Source organism: Endozoicomonas sp. ONNA2, assembly GCF_024606365.1.
Lineage (GTDB): Bacteria > Pseudomonadota > Gammaproteobacteria > Pseudomonadales > Endozoicomonadaceae > Endozoicomonas.
This window is the reverse complement of record NZ_JAHHPO010000943.1, coordinates 1-8533: the sequence shown is the minus strand read 5'-3', so window position 1 is coordinate 8533 and position 8533 is coordinate 1. Positions and strand designations below refer to the sequence as shown.

The 8533-nt window shown below is 47.5% G+C and carries 4 protein-coding genes; 3 read left to right on the top strand and 1 reads right to left on the bottom strand.

The genetic code is table 11. From position 1 onward, the window contains the following. Window positions 1–45 precede the first annotated feature (45 nt). The gene (locus KDK14_RS16780; RefSeq protein ID WP_257266326.1) at window positions 46–1635 is read right to left on the bottom strand and encodes a hypothetical protein; all 1590 of its coding nucleotides are present in this window, start codon (window positions 1633–1635) and stop codon (window positions 46–48) included. A gap of 437 nt (window positions 1636–2072) precedes the next feature. Between KDK14_RS16780 and KDK14_RS16775 the strand changes: the two genes are divergently transcribed. From KDK14_RS16775 to KDK14_RS16765, 3 genes are all read left to right on the top strand, one after another. Next, window positions 2073–3305: a hypothetical protein gene (locus tag KDK14_RS16775; protein ID WP_257266325.1), complete on the top strand. Its 1233-nt coding sequence runs from the start codon at window positions 2073–2075 to the stop codon at window positions 3303–3305. 517 nt (window positions 3306–3822) lie between these two features. Next, window positions 3823–4596 carry a hypothetical protein gene (locus KDK14_RS16770; RefSeq protein ID WP_257266324.1) on the top strand — a complete coding sequence of 258 codons (774 nt, stop codon included), beginning with the start codon at window positions 3823–3825 and terminating at the stop codon, window positions 4594–4596. Further along, window positions 4593–8533: AAA family ATPase (locus tag KDK14_RS16765; RefSeq protein ID WP_257266323.1), on the top strand; the 3941-nt coding region annotated here is incomplete at its 3' end. The genes KDK14_RS16770 and KDK14_RS16765, both read left to right, overlap by 4 nt.

Here is an 8533-nt window from a genome sequence, read left to right as displayed (position 1 = left end):
ATTAAATTGGTAAAATTCTTCCGGTGCAATCAAAACCTTACGGATTCAGGTAATAGCTTCGAAACAGTCGTCAGCTTCTGTAAATTCAAAGTTAGCCAGATGAATATCTTGCTGAAAGCTTTCACTTAACTCGTTGAGTTTATGACATATCTTATCTTGGTACTCACGCTCGTATTGGCCAACAATCCTATCAATCTGTGACTGACACTCTTTAATAAGAGTCTCTCTTGATCTGTCAACAGATCCGTTAAATTGCTGGTAGATTTTATCTTCAACATGTTGTTTATGAAGATGCTTGAGTTCAATATGCGCTGGATTTTTTTCTAAACCTTTCAGGAATAGTTTGCTGATGTCTTTATGAAAAGAACGATTTTTAACGAGCTGGTAATAATGATCAGCACTGACTGCCCGGGTCAACACTTCTTTATATAAAGTATCAAAGAACTTCCCATCAATATCGGGTTTAAAATCGGTCACTTTATCAAATGTATCCAAGGCATCATCAAAGTCTTTAATGAATTCACACATCTTGTTGAATAAGCGTTTGGCAACGTGACCTTTGCCGAGTCCGGAGCAATTTACTCTGTTAAAAGCAATGACCCCGTCAGTTAATGATCTAACCTCACCGGTCAGTACAGAAAATGCCTTTTTGAGAATTATTTTTTCATTGTCTTTACGAATATCTTCCGCCTTGGTATTTAGTAAAAACAGTGACTCAGCGGATATTTCTGCAGGTAAACGCTCTATTGTCTTTATTATATGCTCATTAAGAAAACTATGGTTTGTAGAAAACAATGTTTTGGTAATGCTGCCATGATCTTCAATAAATTGCATTATCGGCTCGTAAGTATCAAGTGAATCAAGACGACAGCACATATACTTGGCGACCATGTAATTCAACATTGCCATCAAACTGTTTTTAACATAGGAATGTTCCGGCTCTCGCCCTAACTTCTGATTGACGGAACAAGAAATCCTGCATAGCAATTGAAGGGTCTCGGCATTACCAGAGTGTGGGTATTGGGCCTGGTCCTTGTCAAATAACATCCCCAAAGATTCCCGTAACGGATTAATCGCACCGGGTAATGTAATAAACTCTAATAACTCTGAATCGACGAAGTTAAGTAACGAACCAATGCTGGAAAATGTTTGTAAAGCGCAATTTAGATTATCTGACAAAAAAAAATATAATTGCTGATGTTGTTTTTCAAAATCAATCTGTAGCTGGGTGTATTTTCTGTTATTTTGTCCGGAGCATACCATTATATTATCATTGATATTGGACTTCAGAGTTCTGAGTGCCACTTTGTTGCGCTCATAAGTTTCTATCGGTTTATCCTGATCGCCATAAGAGTCAACGCTATTGCGATGGGTATCAATCTGGTGTTGATTTTCCCTGAGGCTTAAATGCAATAGAAGATATTCGGGTAGCAAACTTCGAAAGAAAGATTTGCCAACTGCTTCAATACTGGAGCGTCTGTGCAGCCCGGTACTTTGAGGTGCTTGTGTCAAGTCCGATGACTCGATATTTACCAAGGGCATTACGGAAGAAGTCGTGTGTTCCTCGTCATTTTGGGCTGAATGCCGTGTCGTTTCAGTACTAGCTGCACGGGCTACGGAAAAATCAGGTGTCATAGTAATATCCAATTTGAGTGGTCAGCTGAACACAAAGCCTGAGTTAAGCAGATTTTATAAATTCTTGCCAAGTAGGAAGACGTTTGTTTTAGAATAAATCGACTGACCATACAGTCAATATATAACAGGTACCTCTGGTCTCCTTTACATAATATTTTGTTAAGCAGGAGGATGTTTGCTTTCGTATAAGCCTACCGTGCAGTCAGTTCCATTTAATGAGCCGCTCACTACCAGTAATAGCAGCGTCCAGAGACCTCATCGCTACTTTTTTGAAAAGTAATTGGCTGTTCTATTTTTCAAGTTTATCGCCTGTATGCTCGATCGTAACATCCATTTCCGATGTCCTGGTTATAAAATAATTGGAATTTTTTCCTCGCTTAGAGGTCAGAATATTCAAAAGCACACTTTCACTTACTTAAGGCATAAAGGAAAAGAACGTGTATCAAGTAAAATCAATTGAACAGCCAGTGCCTTCTTTACCACACTCCAAAATAGAGCAAAATAGCCTATCTGCAAAAAGGGATGACATAAAGTATCTTACTTGCACAGAAGAAAACGCAGGAAATTATTTTGGGACTAAGGAGCTTTCTTCAAGATGCATTTCTCCGGTTATGACCGCAAAAGATAATGATGATTACTACGTCCACCTTGCGAAAAATATTGTCTTCACTCTCGACCCAACTTATTCTGATTCAATTGATGAAGTGTCCTGGAGAAATATCGCTGATAGTTTAAAGTTTTCAGGCATTGATACTTTAGAGAAAGCTACTGCTATGGATTTGAAGGTATGTCCTCCATGCCCAGTATTTCATACATGGGCAGCCCTGCATGGCACCACCATATTTGATGGCAAAAATAATCCTGAAAGATTTAACGGATTGAATTATGTCCAAAGAATATTGAAAGAAGGGACCGAACTCAGTAAAAATGATATCCCACTGTTTATAGTGTTTTCTGATAAGGGACTAGCAAAATCTCAAATTAATGAGATGAAAGCCAGTTTCAAAAACCATGACAATATCTTATGTATCTCTCTTGAAACTGACCTGCAGCTAAAATTTCCCAAACAATTAGAGTGGCATGCTGAATGTATGAGTTACGTGTTTATGGATTGCATCAGAATTGTTATATCTCAACACATTACTAAGATTATAAGCTTTTGTATAGATAAGGCTAAATATGAAAACAAAGCTAATTTGGCTAATCGTTTAGAAAAACTCGGAACCAATTTTTTGTTTTATTCAGACATTGATAATCAATGGTTATCAAAACCACCTTATATATTAGCTAGCCATGGCATATTCACTCAACCAAAATTGTCAGAGGACCTACTACTCGGCGATATAAAAGATAACGTTGAAGAAAAATTATCTGAGGATGATAAGTGGATTTTAGCCAGACACAGGTCATTTTTCTCTGATTTTCCTTACCAGAATAAAGGTAAACCAATTACATGGTCTTCAGATAAAGCGAAAAAGCTATTTGACTATATTTTAAGTGGTGAAGCAGAATCAAATTTCAAACATCTGTCAAACCAGATTGTACATATTTCATCTTTCTACAAATATCTATTACGCGATGACAAAGGCGTTTCCTGGAAAGGTGAAAATAGTTGTTTTTTTGTAGCAGAACATTCTAAAGACGTTTTTTTAGGGGCGCTTCAAAGATAGTCAGCCTTATAGACCTCCACCAAAAGCCAGATGATATATGTGCTAATCCAGACCCATATTACAGAGAAGCACACAGTCTCGTTGGCATGCAATTACTCAAGTATTATTATCATGGACATGATTTAACTTGGCATTAAGCATTCAAGCAGAAGAGTTCCTCCTGCTTGTTGTGATCAGATCGGCAGTGGTTTTTTTCTCCGGGTATTGCCCTGGATTGCCAGCACTGTGTGAAAAAAATAAAACGCTTGATCAATGAGCCTGATGCAACCACTTTAACCGAAAACAAAAGCACCAAATCAGAGAGGAACTTTTCCCGGTTTACACCATCTAAACTCTCTGACCGACCGAAATTACTATTAGAAAAGTACTATTTTTCATGCTTCCTATTCAGCCCGGTGCCATGGTTAATGCGCGCAATGACAATCCGCAATCCAGTAATCATTCTTTTGTAACGGCTCAAAAAAGGCTGGCAAATTCTGCAGACGATTCTTCACAGCCCAGTAAAGTCCCAAAAAAAATGCTCGTAACTGAGGTTTTTCCGGCCAAAAATGAGCTGTCATATATAGTCCAACAGGCATCAGCAGATAGTGCGCATGCCAGCTCAATCCGTAACGTCACGCCCATCACCGATTGCATCAGCCACCTGCAGCAATCGGCATCACCGGTAGGCGATGCGTTTCATTTTTTCGTATCCAGGGATGGGTATGATGAGAAGGAGGGGTTGATCCATTGGTATCGGCAAAGGACAGGCACCGGGTTTGTTTTTATTATCCGGCATCCGGACGACCTGGATCATCACCCGTTAAGAAGGCTGCACTATTATCCCGCTCCCGGCCAAAAAACCGAGCGTCCCGCACTTGTTTATCAGTCAGTGCCCATCACTCTGATTTTTGATTGTGATAGCCTCAGGCCCAGGCAGCTGGCCTCATTAAATGAGCTGTTGGAGAATCCACCCCGGTTGGATGGCATCCCCATCAGCACCACAGTCAGCCGGGTTGTTCTGGTTAACCACAATTTACTGCACCAGCCTGACGCGCCCGGACCGGATTTCTGGCGTCGGGTATTTGCCTTGAAAACATCCTCTTCAGCAACCTTCAATGTTACTAACCCCCCGGCCGCTGTGCCATCCCGGTCGGTAAGCCATCGCACGGAGCCGCCAGAGCCCGGAAGTTTGCTGATTCACTGTGCAGGTCAGGATGTCCTTGCCAGCCTGTTTGGCAACCTGGCCATCAACAGTAAGGGAGAACAGTATTTTCGCAACGGACTGATAGCAGCCAGCCAGAACCTGTGACCATCTGCCTGGTGGACCCGCCGGATGCCAAAAGCCCATTCTGGCAACATTTGTCGGACATTCTTGAGCAAGGCTACTTCATCGCCAATGGTGAACGGGTGGAGCTGCCAGCATCACTGGTCTTGCAGCAATATCACACCCCGGCAGCGAATATCACGGCATTCAAACAAGCAGTCAACAACACACCGGTGTTACCCGGCAAAACCTGCGGGGTTATCAATACCCATAATTTCGACGGGATCTTCAGTGATCTGTCCGCACAGGGAGATACCCTGCAACGGACCGATAGTTTTGAGAAGATGGCCAGCGAATTTGACCAGCTGCTGGTTAGCGGGGAACTGACCGATGAGCAATGGCGGGTCCTGAAACAACGGACCGAATTACTGCCCGTTGCCCCCGCCCTGGTGACAGGCACCCTGCCAGAGCCTTCCGGTGACAGTGTGGTCCGGTGTACCGGCAGTGTTGCCCATATCCCTGCCAATGTCGTTGCAAAATCCCACTGTTATCAACTGGCCGCCGGGCAGCAATGGGAAGAGCTTTGGTTTACCAGCAAGCTGAAACTGTCAGGCAAGTTGAGTTTCCAGCTGAGAGAAACCCCCTTATTGACACAACTCCTGCATGGCAAATCGGTGGTGCTGACCGGGCTGGAACATGCCCCGGCCCTGGCAGGGCATCTGGAGTCACTACTGGCACCTGAGCCCTATCTCTGGATTTATGGCCAGAAACATGCCCTGCCCAATTGCCGGCTCCATATAGTTTGGCCCGCTGACCGACTGCCTGCCCAAAGTCCGTGGTTGCACCGCTGGCAACAGCAGCAGGATAACAGGAGTGGTCTGTCAACTGGCTGTGTTGAGCCTGATGTTGATGTTGATGTTGAACTCGATATAGCCGAGTCCATTTTGGCCGCCCCCGGTGTGATCCAATCCCTTTCGTCCCGCCATCCCCATGCAACCGAGCCATTAGCCTGTCTCTTGTTACGCATTCGGTCATTGCCCCGGAGCCCGGACAAAAGCTATCCGGTCATTCCGGTTCAGGCACCTTCTGAGTTTCTGACCCTGCTGGAGGCTCAGCTGCCCATTGAACAGCGGCTGGATCGCGCCGGGACTCTGGAGCCCTTCCACTGGCGCAAGGCCCTGAATAAGTTACTGGCCCATCCGGTGCGGGGTAATGCAACCATTTACAGTTATGTCAAAGCCCAGATCAGTGCCCTATTTCCGGATTCCACGCCACGGGTTGATCGTGATGGCATTGCTGCCATCCTGCAAACCCTGCCTGCCCTGAAGCACCCAACGGATCTGGCCGATACGTTCTGGCCATTGGCCCGTTATATGGCACCGGCAATGGCCAGGTATCTAGGCACATTCATCAAGCCTCACCCCCTTGGCACCGCCAGGATGGCCGCCATTATCCACTCCATATTCCCTCAACCGGGCATCAAGGCGGATCTTTTGCCGGTACTGGAAGACAACATCCAACCCTGCTCTGGCCATCGCCTGCGTCTGCTTTATGATGCCCTGCGGGTCTTTGGCAGCCGGAGTATCCCGGTGCATCGCCAGGCCCTGGACTTGAACCGGCAACTGACCGCCATTACCCAATGCCATCCGTCTGAGCCACTGGAGCAGTTGCAACAGCAGCTTCAGCAGACCTTCCCGGAACCGCTGCTGACAACCTCCCTGGCCTCAGATTGGCTGAAGGCCAGCGGTCGTCATCATCAGCAACAGGGCAAGCGACTTGAACAGCTCACCACCATGCTCAGACAGCACAAGATCATTGAACTCAATGGCCCGGCGGGTACCGGTAAATCCTGTCTGGCCGTCGCCACCGGGCAAGCATTACAGGAACGGCGGCAGGCATCAATAAACCGGCTTGTTGCTGACCAGCACACCGTGAAAACCCTGACCCTGGGACCGAACACCACCTGGGAAGACCTGTACGGTTCGGTCTCCCTGAAACGGGACCGACAGGGCAATACGGTCTCTCATTGGGCACCGGGCCAGATCACGGATTGGGCCAGGAGAAGACGCCCGGGCCTGCTGGTGATTAATGAAGCCAACCTGGTGCAGCACGGACTATTGTCCCCACTGACTGGCTTGCTGCAATCGTCTCCCCGGCTCTGCGTCAATGGCCAAACGTTCGAGTTAAAAGAGAATCACCGGGTTTTGTTGACCGGTAATCCGGAAAATTATCCGGGGCGGAAGCTTGACCCTGAATTGCAAAGCCGGATTCTGCGCCTCTATTACCGGCCACTGCCGGAGTCCGTCCTGCAACAGGCCATCATTGAGCCACTCCTGCCGGATACCTGGCCCATGGAACTGAGGTCCACCGCTGCGGCCACCATCTTCTCCCTGCTGGCAGAGTACAAAGAACAGGTATCCGCAGACTATGAGCTGACGCCAAGAGATCTGAAAGACATCATGGCCCGGTTCAGAATGATCACGGTTGATGCACCCTGCCCCACCAGCCAAGCCCAGCTATTGGCTCTGGCTGACGAAGCGTATCGACAAAGTCTGGGTGGGCGGATTGATCAGGACAAGCGACCCCAATGGCAAGCCCTCAGGGATTACTGGCACAGTTCCGGTAAGGTGGACAGCTCATTGCTGGACCAGTACCACCGTGCTTTCAAACAGTTTTTCGGACAGTTGGCACAGGTAAATCAGAAGCAATCGAAGCCATTGGTCATCGACACTCCGGCCACCAGAGAGTACATAAAAACCTGCTGGCAATTTCTGCAACTGAGGGAACCGGGCCGAGTAGCCATGGTGGTGGAAGGCACTGCCGGGTGGGGTAAGGATGCCCTGTTGCAACTGACCCTGACCACCTGGCAACAACAAACCGGAAAAGGCTTTCAGCATCTCAATGGGACTCCGGACCAGTTTGACCAGTTTGTGCAGGCCTTTAACCGTGCCTGTCGTCTGGGTGAAGTACTGGTGGTCAGTGAACTCAATATTATCCCTTCCGGGCCATTGGAAGAGTTTCTTAATGACCGCCTGCCGTTGCCGCACAAGGCCGGGTTCAAATTGATTGGCACCGTTAATCCGCCTACTTATCCCGGACGGACGGCATTCCCGCCATCATTGACCAGTCGATTTACCGGCGTTCAGATCCACCGGGATACCCTGGATGACTACCGGCTCAGGCTGCAAGCCATGGGGGTATCAAAGGAACTGAGTCAGTGGCTGACCGATTGCGCCAGTGCCATCAATGATAATTTCCACCACCAACGCATTCCCCTTGAACTGACGTTGCCGCAGCTGCTCCGGGCGGCCGATCGGTTGGGCAACATTGCCATGGACCAGTGGCCTGGCCATCTGTTCCGGGAGTGGCAGCCCTATCTGAAGTACTGTTCATACAACTTTGAGTGGCCCTATATTCTTGTGCAGTCATCAGAAGAGGGATCTTCCACAGGTCCGGACACTAATTCACCGAAGGTTTTCAGCTTGGGCAGGCCTCCGGGTGTGTCCATAAAATTTCAGGTAACCCGGTTTTTTCCCGTTAAATGGCGTGCCAGGCTGTATCGACTAAAACTGTACACAGCCGATGTGACCAGTGACCAGACGTTAGTTAAAAGCCCGTTGCCAAAATATCCCGTGGATCAGAGTAATCTTTTGCCCCTGTTAACCGGGCGTACCGATCTGAAAACCGGTGAAACCCCCGGACGCATGACACTGAAACCGGGCAGCGAATGGCAGGCATTACCATCGCTGACCCCCGCCGACCGGCTGACCGGTCTGAGAACCATTCCGATACAGACGCAGCTGGCAAAGGATAGGCGCACTGGCCAGTACTTTCTTCGTTCCGAACTCACAGAACCGGTGACGGTGGATTTTATTATTAAACCCGATCTGGCTTACTTTCAGGCGTTAACGGCTGATGATTCCATCGGTATAAAATCCCTGCGATGCCCTCCCCTGATCAAAGTACATCTGGATCAGGAGGT

What these genes read in the sequence shown, in the direction of transcription:
- KDK14_RS16770 (WP_257266324.1), top strand. Translation starts at nt 3,823, where the DNA reads ATGCTCGTAACTGAGGTTTTTCCGGCCAAAAATGAGCTGTCATATATA.
- KDK14_RS16780 (WP_257266326.1), bottom strand. Translation starts at nt 1,635, where the DNA reads ATGACACCTGATTTTTCCGTAGCCCGTGCAGCTAGTACTGAAACGACA.